Source organism: Rhizobium leguminosarum (genome assembly GCF_004123835.1).
GTDB classification, from domain to species: domain Bacteria; phylum Pseudomonadota; class Alphaproteobacteria; order Rhizobiales; family Rhizobiaceae; genus Rhizobium; species Rhizobium leguminosarum_M.
The window spans coordinates 45,868-59,687 of record NZ_MZMU01000011.1 but is presented as its reverse complement, the minus strand read 5'-3'; the positions used below and the strand labels follow the sequence as shown (position 1 = coordinate 59,687).

At 59.1% G+C, this 13,820-nt stretch carries 12 protein-coding genes and 1 tRNA gene; 5 read left to right on the top strand and 8 right to left on the bottom strand.

The genetic code is table 11. The annotated features are described in order from the left end of the window. Positions 1–246: 246 nt before the first annotated feature. Entirely contained in the window at positions 247–513 is a 267-nt protein-coding gene (locus tag B5P46_RS16005) for a hypothetical protein (RefSeq protein WP_129419513.1), read from the bottom strand. A gap of 164 nt (positions 514–677) precedes the next feature. On the opposite strand from B5P46_RS16005, the gene B5P46_RS16000 reads away from it, so the two are divergent. From B5P46_RS16000 to B5P46_RS15990, 3 genes are all read left to right on the top strand, one after another. Further along, on the top strand, positions 678–2,831 hold the full coding sequence (locus B5P46_RS16000; RefSeq protein ID WP_129419512.1) for a putative bifunctional diguanylate cyclase/phosphodiesterase: 2,154 nt from the start codon (positions 678–680) through the stop codon (positions 2,829–2,831). Positions 2,832–3,279: 448 nt separating this feature from the next. Next, positions 3,280–4,479 (top strand): tRNA 2-thiouridine(34) synthase MnmA, encoded by a 1,200-nt coding sequence (mnmA, locus tag B5P46_RS15995; RefSeq protein WP_129419511.1) that lies wholly within the window; start codon positions 3,280–3,282, stop codon positions 4,477–4,479. Positions 4,480–4,614: 135 nt separating this feature from the next. Then, positions 4,615–4,691: transfer RNA gene (locus B5P46_RS15990), tRNA-Met, on the top strand. A 163-nt stretch (positions 4,692–4,854) separates the two neighbouring features. Here B5P46_RS15990 and B5P46_RS15985 read toward each other — a convergent pair. Beyond that, positions 4,855–5,511 carry a DUF2971 domain-containing protein gene (locus B5P46_RS15985; RefSeq protein WP_129419510.1) on the bottom strand — a complete coding sequence of 219 codons (657 nt, stop codon included), beginning with the start codon at positions 5,509–5,511 and terminating at the stop codon, positions 4,855–4,857. A gap of 200 nt (positions 5,512–5,711) precedes the next feature. Here B5P46_RS15985 and B5P46_RS15980 point away from each other — a divergent pair, with 200 nt between their 5' ends. Both B5P46_RS15980 and B5P46_RS15975 read left to right on the top strand, forming a co-directional pair. Further along, positions 5,712–6,044: a P-loop NTPase fold protein gene (locus B5P46_RS15980; RefSeq protein ID WP_164986501.1), complete on the top strand. Its 333-nt coding sequence runs from the start codon at positions 5,712–5,714 to the stop codon at positions 6,042–6,044. Then, a complete protein-coding gene (locus B5P46_RS15975) occupies positions 6,041–7,177 on the top strand; it encodes a P-loop NTPase fold protein (protein ID WP_206735359.1) in 1,137 nt (378 codons plus the stop codon). Before B5P46_RS15980 ends, B5P46_RS15975 begins: the two co-directional genes overlap by 4 nt. 731 nt (positions 7,178–7,908) lie before the next feature. Here B5P46_RS15975 and B5P46_RS15970 read toward each other — a convergent pair. The 6 genes from B5P46_RS15970 to B5P46_RS15945 all read right to left on the bottom strand — a co-directional run bounded on the left by B5P46_RS15970 (position 7,909) and on the right by B5P46_RS15945 (position 13,719). Further along, positions 7,909–8,742, bottom strand: coding sequence for a VCBS domain-containing protein (locus tag B5P46_RS15970; RefSeq protein ID WP_129419507.1), 834 nt, complete (start codon positions 8,740–8,742; stop codon positions 7,909–7,911). Between the two features lie 406 nt (positions 8,743–9,148). Beyond that, complete coding sequence (locus tag B5P46_RS15965) at positions 9,149–9,865, bottom strand: ABC transporter ATP-binding protein (RefSeq protein WP_129419506.1); 717 nt, start codon at positions 9,863–9,865, stop codon at positions 9,149–9,151. Then, a complete protein-coding gene (locus B5P46_RS15960) occupies positions 9,846–10,610 on the bottom strand; it encodes an ABC transporter ATP-binding protein (RefSeq protein ID WP_129419505.1) in 765 nt (254 codons plus the stop codon). The genes B5P46_RS15965 and B5P46_RS15960 overlap by 20 nt, the downstream gene beginning before the upstream one ends. After that, a complete protein-coding gene (locus tag B5P46_RS15955; RefSeq protein WP_129419504.1) occupies positions 10,607–11,611 on the bottom strand; it encodes a branched-chain amino acid ABC transporter permease in 1,005 nt (334 codons plus the stop codon). Before B5P46_RS15955 ends, B5P46_RS15960 begins: the two co-directional genes overlap by 4 nt. Position 11,612: 1 nt before the next feature. Then, a complete protein-coding gene (locus B5P46_RS15950) occupies positions 11,613–12,476 on the bottom strand; it encodes a branched-chain amino acid ABC transporter permease (protein ID WP_026158858.1) in 864 nt (287 codons plus the stop codon). Positions 12,477–12,546: 70 nt separating this feature from the next. Further along, the gene (locus tag B5P46_RS15945) at positions 12,547–13,719 is read right to left on the bottom strand and encodes an ABC transporter substrate-binding protein (protein WP_129419503.1); all 1,173 of its coding nucleotides are present in this window, start codon (positions 13,717–13,719) and stop codon (positions 12,547–12,549) included. Positions 13,720–13,820 lie beyond the last annotated feature (101 nt).

Genomic DNA, 13,820 nt, shown 5'->3' with positions numbered 1-13,820 from the left:
AAAAACCCGGCGCTGGAACGGCGCCGGGTTTTTGCTGCTGCCAAACCTGCAACGTCATCCTCGGCCTCGTGCCGAGGATCTGCCCATTGTCAATTAAGTGTTTGAAAATAAATACTTTTCTTCCAGAATAGTTAGGGCGGTCAGATGCTCGGCACAAGACCGAGCATGACGGAGGAGACTTTGTCAACAAACTGACCGGTGCGGGAGCAGCGTCGGGTTTTTGCTGCGTCAGGAGCAAGGTGAATCTTAGTGGTGCCGGCGTTTCCGGCGGAGGATTTTGCCGAAACGGGCGGCATCGTCTTCAGCCTTCGTGCGGTGAAGGAAGGCGAGCCTGCTGCCGTCGAGACCCTGGAAGAATTCGTCCCAGGAAATCTCTTCCTGCGTTTCAGAGGAAAAATCGACGCGGACGGTTTCGCTGTCCGGTGCGTTCTTGATGCGAGCGGGATGGCCGCCGCGCGCCTCGATCCAATGTCTGATTCTGCTGTAATCCGTCGTCGTGCCGAACCTGCCCATGAAACCCTCCTCAGCAATTCGAATGCGACATCGATCACCCCGCAACGCACGATCGACGGAATTGTTCCGCGACGCCCAAATTATTTTGTCAAGGGCCGAGATCGTGACAGCAGACCGTCGCTTTGCACATTCTGAAGGCGGAAGCCTAAAGTTTAACCCCGATTATGATTCTGATTTTATTTAACTTTTCTCGGTATACCCCTGACATCGGCATCAACCGCACGCGAAATTCCATGGCCCTCTTGCAGAACACCGAGCAGACCGAAGCATTAAGCGACGACTTCCGGTCATTGTTTGCGACGCATCCGTCGCCGATGTGGGTCTATGATCCGGCATCGCTGCGTTTTCTCATCGTCAATGAGGCAGCGGCAGCTCTTTACGGCTACGGCGCGGACGAATACCGGCGCATGACGGTTCTGGATATCCGCCCTGAGCATGAGCGGGAGCGGATGAGCGACGCCGTCAGCGGCCGTACCGACATGGAAAAGGCAGAACGCTGGGTTCACCTCAAGGCGAGTGGCGAGACCTTCGAAGTGCTGACCTATGGCCGAGAAGTGCGTTTCGAGGGCCGGGCCGCGATCCTGGCGATCGTGCAGGACCGCACCGAGGTCAATGCCGCCAGACGCCAGATCAGCGATACGCGCTCGCTTCTCGACAGCATCGTCGACAACCTGCCGGTCGGCGTCTTCGTCAAGGACATGGAAGCGGACGGGCTTTACGTTCTCTTCAACGAGGCTTGCGGCGACATTGTCGGCATGAGGGCGGAGCACGTGGTCGGCCGAACCGACCGGGCGTTGTTTCCTCCCAGTCAGACAGACGCCTTCCGCGATCAGGACCGCCGGGCCTTCGAAGCCAATACGGCGATCAGCTTCGAGGAGACGATGCTGCGCGCCGACGGTGCGCCGCGCCTCCTGCGCACCGTCAAGCGCGCCCTGCCGACGCCGGAGGGCCATGCGCCGCGTTATCTGCTCGGCATCTCGCAGGACGTGACGGAGGAGCGCGCCGTCGAGGCAAAGCTTGCGCATCTCGCCATGCATGATTCGCTCACCGGCCTGCCGAACCGGGCAGCATTTTCCAAACATATCGGCCAGCGGGCGGTCGAGGCGACCGCCCGCTGGCCGATCGCGCTGCTCTATATCGACGTCGATCACTTCAAGCATATCAACGACAGCAAGGGACATGCCGCCGGCGACGCGCTGCTTTGCCAAGTGTCGGAGCGGCTGCTGCAGCTGGCGGAGGAGGGCGATCTCGTCGCCCGTCTCGGCGGCGACGAATTCGCCGTCGTGCTGGAGCTCGACGAGCCGGAACGGGCCGGCCGCTTTGCGCAGCGGCTGCTCAAGACGCTGAGCCATGCCTTCGATCTCGACGGCGCCCGGGAGCATGTCACCTGCAGTATCGGCATCGCCTTGGCGCCGGATCATGCCGGCGACGCGGATGTGCTGATGCGGCATGCGGATCTGGCGCTCTATGCCGCCAAGGAGAACGGGCGCTCGACCTATCGTTTCTACGAGACGGAGATGCGGCTTGCCGCCGAGCGCCGGCACGTGATGACCGCCGAACTGTGGGAAGCGCTGGAGAAGCGGCAGTTCGAGCTGCATTACCAGCCGATCGTGCAGCTCGACAATGACGGCATCGGCGGCTTCGAGGCGCTGATCCGCTGGCGCCACCCCAAACGCGGGCTGGTGGCGCCGATGGAATTCATTCCGCTCGCTGAGGAAACCGGTCTTATCGTGCCGATTGGCGACTGGGTGATCCGGGAAGCCTGCCGTGCGGCCGCCGGCTGGCCCGGCCATCTGAGGATCGCCGTCAATCTCTCCGTCAGCCAGTTTCGGCATGCGAGCCTGCTTTCGACGGTGGTCGCGGCGCTCGACGAGACGGGCCTCAATGCTGACCGGCTTGAAATCGAAATCACCGAATCCGTATTCCTGACCGACGCCGACCAAAGCTTGTCGCGGCTGCGCGCATTGAAGGAGCTCGGCTTCCGCATCGCCATCGACGATTTTGGCACCGGTTATTCGTCGCTGAGCTATCTGAGGTCCTTTCCCTTCGACAAGATCAAGCTCGACCGCAGCTTCGTTTCGGGCATCGAGACGGATGCCGGCAATCTCGCGATCGTGCGCGCCGTCGTTGGCATCGGCTCCGGCTTCAACGCGACGACGCTGGCCGAAGGGATCGAGACGGAAGAGCAGTTGCAGAAGCTGCGCGCCGAAGGCTTCAGCGAGGTGCAAGGCTATCTGCTCGGCCGGCCGATGCCGCAGCATGAGGCGGAGGCGCTGATCCATGGTTGCGTACTGAAGGCTGCTTCGTCTCGTATATAGAAGCGCTTGCGCGGCAGTTGGGGATCAGCCGTCCGGCGAGGCATGCCGCCCGATGCCATCAAGCATTCGTCATTTTGAGAACGGCGGCAGAAGCGGCATAATCGTCGCGGGCTGGAAAGGAGGATGTCTATGAAACGCTATTCATTCTCGATGATCGGACTGGCGCTCGTAACCGCCATTATCGCCAATCCGGGCATCGCATTCGCCTGCAACAAGCTGATCGGCACTTGAGCCGCACCCCTGCTTCCAAGGCGCGGCTTCGGCTGCGCCTTTCTTTGTGCGGGAATGCGAAACTATCGGCTGCCGAAGGCCGCCCCTTGCGTCCAGGGACAATCCTTTCTATATCGGTGCCTCATCGAGAGACGGCGGTCGATCCCGCCGGAGATCAGCAATCCGCCGCAATTGCAGCGCAAGGGCGGATCGTGACCGCGCAGAATTGGCACCATCGTTGAACACACTGGATTTTGACAAGAAGCCGGAAGAGACCCGCGTCGTCGTTGCCATGTCGGGCGGCGTCGATTCATCCGTCGTCGCCGGCCTTCTCAAACAGCAGGGTTATGATGTGCTCGGCATCACGCTGCAGCTTTACGATCATGGCGCCGCCGTTCACCGCGCCGGCTCCTGCTGCGCCGGCCAGGATATCGACGATGCGCGCCGCGTTTGCGAGACGCTCGGCATTCCGCATTACGTGCTCGATTACGAAAAGCGCTTTCGCGAGACGGTGATCAATCCCTTCGCCGAAAGCTATGTGGCGGGCGAAACGCCGATCCCTTGCGTTTCCTGCAACCAGACCGTCAAATTCGCCGATCTGCTGGCGACCGCCAAGGAGCTCGGCGCCGATGCGCTGGCGACCGGCCACTATATCCGCTCGGGACGGAATCCTTCGCCGGACAATCCCGGCCGCCGCGCGCTTTTCCGCCCGGCCGATGCCGACCGCGACCAGAGCTATTTCCTCTTCGCCACGACGCAGGAGCAGATCGATTATCTCCGCTTTCCTCTGGGTGGCCTGCCGAAGGCCGAGACCCGTAGGCTCGCCGAAGAGATGGGCCTCGTCGTTGCCAAGAAGGCCGACAGCCAGGACATCTGCTTCGTGCCGCAGGGCAAATATTCCGACGTCATCACCAAGCTGAAGCCGAATGCGGCGCTCGCCGGCGAGATCGTCCATCTCGATGGCCGCGTGCTCGGCACCCATGAGGGCATCCTGCACTTCACGATCGGCCAGCGCCGCGGCATCGGCATCGCCACCGGCGAGCCGCTCTACGTCGTCTTTCTCGACGCCCGCTCGCGCCGCGTCATCGTCGGGCCGAAAGAGGCGCTGGAAACACACCGCGTCTACCTGCGCGACGTCAACTGGCTGGGCGACGAGACGCTTTCGGAAGCCGCCGCCGGCAAAGGCTTTGCCTGCTACGCCAAGGTCCGCTCGACACGGGCGCCGGCGCCCGCCGTGCTGCATGTCGATGCAACCGGCACCTATGTCGACCTGACGGTCGGCGAGGCGGGCATTGCGCCCGGCCAGGCCTGCGCGCTTTATTCCGCGCCCGGCGACAACGCCCGCGTCTTCGGCGGCGGTTTCATCGAGCGCTCCGAGCGCGAACCTTCGGCGGAAGCCTGCCTGAAGGCCCTTTTGGCCAGCCCCGTCGCCGCCTGAAACCCATCGGAAACGGGAGGCGGCAAAGCCCACCGTTTTTCTCGATCATGCGCTTGACACAAAGCCGAAGCGCACCTTATAAGCCGCTCATCCCACGAACCGGCATCGCTTCGCGAGCGGGTATCGTTGACCAGTGGCGGAGTAGCTCAGTAGGTCAGAGCAGAGGAATCATAATCCTTGTGTCGGGGGTTCAAATCCCTCCTCCGCTACCACTATTTTCTAAATGAAATCAGCTCGACCGATGTCATGAAGGCGCTCGCGCTCGACGTCGACCTTAACGATATCGTCTGACGATCGCTTCGTTGAATTAATCATCTTCTAGTGGAAGATCCGCGTTCGTGCGGGCAAATGCGGTCGGCATCACCATCCTCTAGATTACTCCCAAAGCGCTGGATTGCTTTGCGTCACCACACGATAAGAATTGAATGCAAGACGGCCTCTCCGAAGCCGGACTGATGCCGCATTCTCGCCGATCGCATCAATGAGATCTTTGCGAAGCAATTCCGATCGATGGCCGACGATCACTTCTTTCAAGGCCATCTCGCTGTCGAAGGACTTAAAGTATAGGTCCTTGGCCTGCGCGTCCTCATCGTCGAGCCTTATAAATAGACGCACCTCATTTTCGTATTTCCAATGAGTATATTTAGTCGACAGGACCTTCTTGTAGAACTCCCACTGCTGATCATCTGCACCGTTCATCGCGACCATGTCCGCCTTCAAGAGGCGGGATCGATAGACAACGGTCGTTAGCAAGGGATCGGGGATGTCGAAACCGAGACATAAGCCACGATGTCGATCCCCATAATGCGCCCACTGGACGGGGTTGCGCCAATCGCGACTGAAGCAGAGTAGACCCGCCCACCCATTCAACTGCGCTTTCGTCTGCCTGAATGCCCGTCGGACGGTAGGATCGGGGCTGGCAATCTCCAGTTCGAACGGATCATTCAGATCTGATATTCGAGCAATCTTGAGGCGCCGGCGGCGAATGTTGTCGAGCCCCCATTTCTCGTCGATGAAGTGATAGACGCGCATCGCCAATCCCCTTAGTGCAAATAAAGGATCGCAGATCCGATCCGAACATCACCTGGTTCAAATAAAGTCAGCGATGCCAGACCCCAAAAATCGGCAACCAAAATCGCAATTTCCTAGTGCATTTGCGGCTCACAGGCATTGCACACCCGGACTAAAGAATTCAATCATAAATTGGGTGCACATTTGATGGCATGGGGGAAATGGTGGAAGCCAAAACGACAGAGCAAATCTGGGAAGCGGATCGGCTTGACCGCCGCCAGAAGGCCGACTTTCTTTATAATTTTATTGTCGGAGAAGTCGCGAAGCGAAAGCGCCTGGGCCGCCGAAGCTCATATTCGTTAAATATCGATGCCGAATGGGGAGGCGGAAAATCATTCTTCCTTGAGCGTTTTGGGAAGCAGGCGGAATTAGAAGGGCATGTGGTCGCATACGTTAACGCTTGGAAGGACGACCATGCGGGCGATCCCTACATTGCTATCATGGCTGCAATCGATCGAGCCTTTGCCCTCACGTCAAAAAGGACAGTGCCGTGAAGACGGCATGGAAGACCGTGAAATCGAACGGCGGTCGCATCGCGGTAAAAGCCGCTGGTGGGGCAATCAGATCGTTAGCGAAGAAGCACTTCGACATCACCGCAGACGATATTTTAGCCGATGATGCGGATCATTCACTTGTTTCTGAAGCTGCAGAGGCTGCAATCGACAGCTCGATTGAGACCGGCGTCGCTGAGATCGATAAACTGTTCGATAGAACGCTTGAGGCGCTTATCGGTCAATTCCAAAAAACCGATAAGGCGATCCAAACTTTCCGCGAGAAATTAGCGGCGGCGGTAGTAGCGCTGGACAAATCTGGGAAGAAAGCTCCCTTTTTCGTTTTGGTAGATGAGTTGGATCGGTGCCGGCCGTCCTATGCCGTTCATCTGCTCGAAAGGATCAAGCACCTATTTGAGGTGGATGGCGTTGCCTTCGTATTCGCCACGAACTCCCAGCAACTTCGACACAGCATAGCCGGCGCCTATGGCCAGGGTTTTGACGGGTTCACCTACTTGAAGCGTTTTTTTGATCGGACCTACATCTTCAGCGCCGTATCGGCAAAAAGGCGGATTGAAGAACTTTGTGCCACGATCGACAGCAAGAAGGTTCGGGTCCCGGATGATGACATGGTCGAGTTCATCACGTCAGGGTGCACTTCCTACGGCCTTGATCTAAGGGCCATCGAACAAGTTCTCGAAATGATCGAAGTCACGGTTTCGGCTTGGCCGCACAAAATCCCGCTCGATTTGGTGCTACTATTTCCCCTGTGCGTTGCATTCTACAGAACAGGTGAGTTGGATTGGGCGGCAGCGCAGCGCAGCGTACCCTCCAGTTGGTTCATTGGGCAAACATTTATGCAGCGCGATGGAAGTCAGGTCGATCGCCGTATAAATATTCATAGAGCTTTCGGCAGTGCAATAAGCTTGTTTGACAGCATGGACAAGATAATGAGGAACCGCAATTCGGCTGCCGATGACCGTACAGCAGATTATGTTCACGGCGTCTTTTCCCCCGAATGGAATGGTGTATCGGTATTGCGGACCGCCCCAAGCATTCAGACAGGGTTGCTCGACTTGGTCGCCAATGTGGGAGGACTAGTCACGCCCAATAAAGACGGTTCGGAGGCAGCGTGACAGCTAAGTCTGTTCAGAGATGTCACGGAATGTCACGGCGCCGTCACGCGGCGGAGCGTCCTTTCGATGCTATCGGCAGCAACGTGATTTTGCTTGGCTGCCTATACCCGCCTCTCTCAAAGGATATGTAGCCAAGCCGGGAAAGGCCGTTCAAGGCAGTCATCAGCGTCGCCAAATGAACCCCAGGGCGCCCGGCTATCTCAATCGGCTTTTGCGACAAGGTGCCGTTCTCGTCGGTATCTTCGGCAATCACGAAGGCGATGCGAAAGCCAAAATGGGAGACCGAGGGTCGCGACGGGCGCGGTTAAGCCAGGCCGTGCGATCCTTGCATTTGACGAAGAATATTGCGTTCCGTGCCTCGGTCATTTCATCCTCTTTCAAAGGACGGCCCGGTCTTTGAAGCGCAACCGCAGCATTTCCGCCAACGCCGAGGACAGGCCTATCTGTAGAGAGCCAAAAGCAACAGAGGCATCTTCGTCGCCCAAAAGTGGGATGCGACAGCGATAATAATAGCCCATACGGCAAGCGAGAACATTATCGCCGCTAACCTCATCCCGACTGGCTGCATCATTTCCTCCATCCCAGCATAACCGTGCCTCCTCGCACGATCCTATGCTAGCAAGACGCAACCCGGTCAGCTATCGCAAGATATTGGTATCAGATAGCCACAGCAGAGAGGGCTTGGCGAAGATGCAAAGATTTCGGCGATACGACGCCCTTTCTCCCATCAATCAAACGATGAAATGAAAGTTGTCGTATTGCGCGCCGTAATAATCCGGGCCGCTCGTTTCGTTGATGACGGGTTCGGTGTCGAGCACGAGCTGGTCGATTTCGCCGTAGGCGCTGAGATCGATCACTTGCGGGTCATGAATGCTGTCGGCGGTGACGTTGACCGTGACCAAGAATACGGTATCGCCGTCCAGCTTACCTTCGATCGTCAGAACGTTGTCATAGTCCGATGTGCCGTTTGCGACACTGAATTGCTCGATCTGAAAGTTGCCGCCATCGGCGGCTTGGATGGGTGTCCAGAACACGCCTCCTCCCAGATAGTGGTTGCCATCCGCTTCCTCCCGCACAGTCGCGTCGTCACCATCGTACCAAGCGCCCCAATCGAAGCCTTTGTAGCCCGTCGGGAAGTCGTGGTTGCCGACATCCTCGAAATTGACGAAGACGTCGCCGCGTTCCGGTAGGTCGACCGCGATGTTGAGCAAGCCGAAGTCGGTGGCGCCTTTGCCATCGGAAATCTTGAAATTGAACTGGTCGACGAGTTGGTCTCCCGGGCCGAGCGCTGCTACCACCGGGTTGGTGTGATCGAGCTCATACGTGTAGTTTCCGTTGGAATACACGGTCAGAGTGCCGTATTTTCCCTCGACTGTGGTGGTCGTGGCAGGCCCGTACGGATCGGCCGGTTGCGGAATTCGCTGTCCATTGACGAAGTTGAGACGTACCTGATCTCCGTCGACATCCACCGAACTGGTATTGTCTAAGATGTTGCCGTCGATCGGATTGTCGATGTTGAAAATAGGCTGGTATACGTCACCTGCGACCGGCTTGTGGTTTGCCATTTCTACCTCCCGTGTGGTGTTCTTTTTGACTATGCAACCCTATAGGGTATCTGGCAACCGAAATTGATGGAGCGTCAGAGCAATTCAACCCGTCAACGTCACATATTCCGGTCGATTACAGCTCAACTATTCAAGTAAAGGGAGCCGCATAAACGTCGATCCTGTTAATGAACCAGGATTTACGTCTTGTCTTAGATTGCTGCCGCCTCATCGATCATGGTGTTTCTCGCCTTTTCAGGCGATCCATCAATTCCGCCAGCGGAAAACTTTCAGGCATGATAATAATGACAGGTCAATCATGACATCGTCATGACGATATACTGCATGAATTGCTTGACGCGCCAAGAGCAATCTTGAAGGCGAAAGGGGAGCAATCAGCAGAGCCCGAGCTTCTGCCGACTATCGATCAATGCAGGCCGCCGACCCCGAGCAGGCTCTCGACAGCCTCGTGATCCCTGGTGAGATTTTCCGGCGTTCCGGTCCAGGCCAGTCTGCCGCGTTCGAGAATGACGACTTGGTCGGCGAAATCGAGCGCGCTCTGGATGCGCTGCTCGACCAGCAGGATGGTCATGTCTCCCGTCTTCGCGAGGTCGGTAAAGGCCGCCATCAGTTCCTCGCAGATAACGGGCGCGAGGCCCTCCAGCGGTTCGTCGAGCAGCAGGACGGAGGGGCGGCCGAGAATGGTGCGGGCGGTGGAGAGCATCTGCTGCTCGCCTCCGGAAAGCTGGCTGCCGAGGTTGCGGCGGCGCTCCTTCAGGCGCGGGAACATCGCATAGGCTTCCTCCAGCGCCGTCTTCGGTCGCGCCTTCAAGCCGACGAAGAGGTTTTCTTCAACCGTCAGCGTCGGAAAGACGCAGCGTGCCTGCGGCACATATCCGAGGCCTTTATGCGCGCGTGCAGCACTCGGTGCCGTCGTGACATCCGAATCGCCGAGGCGGATGCTGCCCTCGTATCGCCTGGTCTGCCCGGCAAGCGTCGCCAGCAGCGTGGTCTTGCCCATGCCGTTGCGGCCGAGCACGGCAAGCCGGGCACCTGCCGGTACGGAGAAGGAAATGTTTTCGAGCACTCTCGTCGGCCCATATCCGGCCGACAGATTCTCGACCTCAAGCGATATGGCTGGCATTGGCATAGCTCCCGAGATAGGCCTCGCGCACGCGCGCATCCTTGGTGACGTCTTCCGGCAGGCCATCGAAGATGATCGCGCCTGATGCAAGCACGATGACGCGCCTGGCAAAACGGAAGACGAGATCCATGTCGTGTTCGATCATCAGCACGGCGAGATCGGCGGGCAGATCGGCCAGCGCCTGCTCGATGCGGCCGGTATCGCTCTGCGGCACGCCCGCTGCCGGCTCGTCGAGCAGCAGCACTTTCGGCTTCAATGCCAGCGCCACGGCGATCTCGAGAAGCCGCTGCTGGCCATAGGCGATTTCGCTGACCTTGCGATGCATCAGGAAAGCCAGTCCGAGCTTACCGAGGAGATCGTCGACCTCGGCCATGACATCGGGCATACGCAGGAAATTGCCGAACATGTGCCCGGTCTTTCCATCGCGCTGAAGGACGGCAAGTCCCACATGTTCGGCCGGCGTCATGTCCTGGAAGAGCCGCGTCACCTGAAAGGAGCGGACAAGACCGCGTCTGACCCTGCCGATCGCATCGACCTTCGTCACCATCTCGCCGCCGAGGCGAACCTCGCCGGAATCGGGCGAGAGATTGCCGGTTACGAGGTTGACGAAGGTGGTCTTGCCGGCGCCGTTCGGGCCGATCAGCGCGATGCGATCGCCAGGTGACATGGTCAGCGAGACATTATTGGTGACGGCAAGGCCGCCGAAGGCTTTCCTAAGATTGGCGACTTCGAAGACCGGGCTCATGAGCGCTGCTCCCTGCGGCGGCTAACGAAGTCTGCGGCCGTGCCATAGAGACCTTTCGGCGCAAAGAGCACGACGGCGATCAGCAGCGCGCCGACCATGGTCAGCCAATGGAACGGATTGGCGGCGGAGACATAGTCCTCGAAGAGCATGAAGATGACGGTGCCGGAAAGTGCCCCGAAGAGAGAGCCGGTGCCGCCGAGGACCAGCATGACAAGCGCTTCGGCCGACTGCGTGAAAGACAGGCTGTCGAGGCCGACGACCTGTGTCGAAATCGCGTTCAAGGCGCCTCCGACACCGGCAACGGCGCCTGATATTGCGTACATCCTGATCAGAGCTGCCTTCGGCGAGGCGCCCATGGCGCGGATGCGCAGTGGGTCCTGCTTGATGGCGCGGCAGAGCATGCCGAAGGGCGAGCGAACCAGAAACCTCAGCAGCACGAAGACGATCAGCAGCAGCGCCATTCCGAAGAAGAAGGCGGTGTGACCGTAGAGATCGAATTCGAAGAGGCCGAAGACGGGGTCCGGCGCGATGCCGGAAAGTCCATCGCTGCCGCCTGTCCAGGATGAAGCCTTGTTGGCGAATTCATGGAAGAGGTTGATCAGCGCAATCGACAGCACCAGCTGCGGCAGCCCATGCGCACGCAGGATGATGGCTCCGCAGGCCAGCCCGGCAACCGCGCCGCCGGCAATGCCGGCAAGCATCATCAGCAGCGGGTCATTGATGCCGTAATGCGCCGACAGGATCCCGGCGGCATAGGCGCCGGAGCCGAAAAGTGCTGCATGGCCGAGCGTTGCGACGCCGCAATAACCGGTCACGAGATCGAGCGACAGGACGAACAGCGCGATCGTGATCATCCGGGTCAGAAGGGCGAGATTGTCGGGGAAGGCGAAATAGCCGATCGCGGCTGTGGCTAAGATGACCGCTATTCCGATAAGATCGCGGCTGATGAAACCGCGCCGATGCTGTAGACCTTCGTTTTCGTCGTTCATGACAAGCGCCATCTTATTTCGCCCTTCCGGCAAGGCCGCGCGGGAAGACGCAGATGATTGCAATCACGGCGAGATAGAAGAAGAATTCGCCGAATTCCGGCATCAGATACCGCCCTGTCGTATCGATCGCGCCCAGCAGCAGGCAGGCAATCAGCGCGCCCGGAATCGAGCCCGCGCCGCCGACGGAGACGACGACCAGGAAGGTCACCATGTAGCGCAGCGCATAATAGGGCTCGACAGGCAGGAGTTCGGCGCCGACCACGCCACCGAAGGCGGCAAGCCCGACGGCAACGGCAAAGCTCACCGCATAGATGATCTCGGTGCGCACACCGAGTGCCGCGGCCATCGCCGCATCATCCACGGAGGCACGCAGCTTGACGCCGAAGCTCGTCCTGTCGATCGTAAACCAGAGGGCGAGCGCTACGGCAAGGCCGCAGAGGATGACGAAAAGCCGGTGAACGGGAATGGTGCGGAAGCCGAGATCGGCTGACCCCTGCAGCGCACCGGCAAGCGGTATGGTCTTCAGCGTCGGCCCCATGACATAATTGGCGATGCCGATGACGCAGAAGGTGATGCCGATGGTCATCAGCACCTGGGTCAGTTCCGGCGCACCGTAGATCCGGCGGTAGAGAAAACGCTCGATCGGAATGGCGACGATGATGGTGATAACAACGGCGGCGATGACCGCCGCGGCATAACCAAGGCCGAGATCGCGGGCGACATAGGAGGCGATATAGCCGCCGATCATCGCGAAGGCGCCATGGGCGAGGTTGACGACACGCATCAGCCCCATGGTCACCGAAAGGCCGATCGATATCACGAAGAGCACCATGCCATAGGCAAGGGCGTCGACGGCTATGCTGAAGACTGTCTGCATGGAAATACCTTGCTTCGACGGGCTCGGCCTGATCGCAGGCCAAGCCCGTCACCTGTCTTGACGCTCGATGTTATTTGACAGCCGCCAGACCCGGATCGCCCTGCTTTTCGAAAGTCTGCACCTCCTTATTGATGTAGGTCCCGTCATCGGCCTTCGTCACTTCGCGCAGATAGATGTTCTGCGTGATGTGACGGCTTTCCGGATCGATCGAAACCGGGCCGCGCGGGCTGGTCCAGGCAAGCCCCTTGACCGCATCAACGGCCTTCTCAGCATCCTGCTTGCCGCCCGTCGCCTCGATCATCTTGTAGATGACATACATGCCGTCATAGGCGCTGACCGCGGGGAAGGAGAGTTCGGCCTTGTTGCCGATCGCTTTGGCAGCCGCCTCGACGAAAGCCTTGTTCTCCGGAGAATCGTGCGACACGGCATAGTGGAAGGTCGTCTGGATGCCGAGTGCCGCATCGCCGAGCGCCGGCAGATCGGATTCCTGGGTCAGATCGCCCGGCGCGAAGAACTTGATGCCGGCGGTCTTCAGGCCATTGTCGTTGTAAGCCTTGACGAAGCCGAGCGTCGTCGGACCTGACGGCAGGAAGGCGAAGACGCCCTCAGCGCCGGAATCCTTGATGCGCTGCATGATCGGGCTGAAATCGTTGGTCGCAAGCGGCATGCGGATCGCCTCGACTACCTGACCGCCGGCCTTTTCGAAGCCGGCCTTGAAGGCGTTCTCGGCGTCGATCCCGGGGCCGTAATCGCTGACGACCGAAATCACCTTCTTGACGCCGGCGTCGAAGGCGACCTTGGCGATCGGCGTCGAGGTCTGCCAGGTGGTAAACGAGGTGCGGACGACGAGCGGGCTCTTGGTGACGATCGCCGAGGTGGCGGCGTTCATGATGACCATCGGCACATTGCCCTGCTTCAGGATCGGCGTCACTGCCATGGCATCGGGGGTGAAGTAGAAGCCGGCCAGATATTGGACCTTCTCCTTGACGATCAGTTCCTGCGCCAGCGCCTTGGATTGGGCGGGATCGGCCTGCGGCACGTCGCGGTAGACGATCTCGACAGTGTCGTTGCCGACCTTGTTGCCGTTGACCGCCATATAGGCGTCGATGCCGGCCTTGAAGTTCTTGCCCTGGAGCGCGAACGGACCGGAGAACGGTCCGATGATCCCAACTTTGATGGTGTCGGCATAGGCGCTCGTGCCCATGGCGACAGCCGCAATGGCGGCCAGAAATAGTTTCTTCATTCTCTCTCTCCCTTTTTGGCGCACTCCAGCGCCGTATTCGCTAGCCGCTAGAAATTTAGCGCTAACCTGTCATGCGAAATGGTGATGTAAAATGAAATAAG

What these genes read in the sequence shown, in the direction of transcription:
- B5P46_RS15955 (WP_129419504.1), bottom strand. Translation starts at nt 11,611, where the DNA reads ATGGCGCTTGTCATGAACGACGAAAACGAAGGTCTACAGCATCGGCGC.
- B5P46_RS15965 (WP_129419506.1), bottom strand. Translation starts at nt 9,865, where the DNA reads ATGCCAGCCATATCGCTTGAGGTCGAGAATCTGTCGGCCGGATATGGG.
- B5P46_RS15980 (WP_164986501.1), top strand. Translation starts at nt 5,712, where the DNA reads ATGGTGGAAGCCAAAACGACAGAGCAAATCTGGGAAGCGGATCGGCTT.
- B5P46_RS15945 (WP_129419503.1), bottom strand. Translation starts at nt 13,719, where the DNA reads ATGAAGAAACTATTTCTGGCCGCCATTGCGGCTGTCGCCATGGGCACG.
- B5P46_RS15970 (WP_129419507.1), bottom strand. Translation starts at nt 8,742, where the DNA reads ATGGCAAACCACAAGCCGGTCGCAGGTGACGTATACCAGCCTATTTTC.
- B5P46_RS15960 (WP_129419505.1), bottom strand. Translation starts at nt 10,610, where the DNA reads ATGAGCCCGGTCTTCGAAGTCGCCAATCTTAGGAAAGCCTTCGGCGGC.
- B5P46_RS15985 (WP_129419510.1), bottom strand. Translation starts at nt 5,511, where the DNA reads ATGCGCGTCTATCACTTCATCGACGAGAAATGGGGGCTCGACAACATT.
- B5P46_RS16000 (WP_129419512.1), top strand. Translation starts at nt 678, where the DNA reads ATGATTCTGATTTTATTTAACTTTTCTCGGTATACCCCTGACATCGGC.
- B5P46_RS16005 (WP_129419513.1), bottom strand. Translation starts at nt 513, where the DNA reads ATGGGCAGGTTCGGCACGACGACGGATTACAGCAGAATCAGACATTGG.
- B5P46_RS15950 (WP_026158858.1), bottom strand. Translation starts at nt 12,476, where the DNA reads ATGCAGACAGTCTTCAGCATAGCCGTCGACGCCCTTGCCTATGGCATG.